The sequence below is a fragment of the Vibrio sp. D173a genome (assembly GCF_030248475.1).
In genome coordinates, this window is the sequence record NZ_JAHGAH010001166.1 from 1 (window position 1) to 830 (window position 830).

An 830-nucleotide genomic window follows, 5' to 3' on the forward strand; every position below is an offset into this window, starting at 1 on the left:
CCTCCGCTTCCATCTCTAATATTCCTACGCTGATCAGCTGCACTTGTCCCCAAGGATGGCTGTGCACTCGTGTTTCGGTATTAGAAAGAAACGCTTCAAAATTCATAAATACGTTGGATGGAGCCTTATCAATTGATAAGGAGGGGTGAAGGTTTCTTGATTGTTTTTTCAAACTTGTCTTCCTATCGCGTTCGATGGCTTTTTAAAGATATCTGTAAGTGTAACGACCCGTCAAACTACGCACATCAACTCATTCTGCGATGGAATTCACATGTCATATCTTCTGCCATTTTTTACTGTTTGTATCTGGGGTGCCAATGCCATTGTGAATAAGATGGCGGCGAGCGTTATCGAACCAAGCGCAATGAGTTTCTTCCGTTGGTTTGTCGCCATGCTCATTCTTACGCCCTTCTGTTTGCCAAGCGCGATTAAACAGTGGCCTGCAATTAAACCGAATCTGACTAAGCTAGCATTTCTGGCCTTACTGGGAATGGTGTTGAATCAATCTCTTGGTTACTATGCTGGCCTTACCACCAGCGCATCAAACATGGCGCTGATTACCTCATTAGTGCCATTGATTAGTGTATTTCTGAGTGTCCCACTGCTACACAAATCAATTTCAGGTCTGAGCATTGTCGGCGGTGTGCTGTCGCTATCAGGTTTGGCGTTTATGTTGGGTAAAGGTGACCCACTGTTTTTCTTGCACCAAGAGCTTACCCAAGGTGATGGCTACATGTTGATTGCGGCTCTTGTCTACGCCTCTTACTGTGTACTGCTTAAACGCTGCAAGATGCCAGTAAGCAATTGGGTGGTGATTTACATGCAAGGCT

1 protein-coding gene and 1 pseudogene are annotated in these 830 nt (G+C 45.1%); one reads left to right on the forward strand and one right to left on the reverse strand.

What is annotated here, in order from left to right; genetic code table 11:
* Nucleotides 1-172, reverse strand: a pseudogene (locus KIV40_RS32055) (AraC family transcriptional regulator); the annotation flags it as partial.
* 99 nt (nt 173-271) lie between these two features.
* Here KIV40_RS32055 and KIV40_RS32060 point away from each other — a divergent pair.
* On the forward strand, nt 272-830 hold a 559-nt coding region (locus KIV40_RS32060), incomplete at its 3' end, for a DMT family transporter (RefSeq protein WP_285353382.1).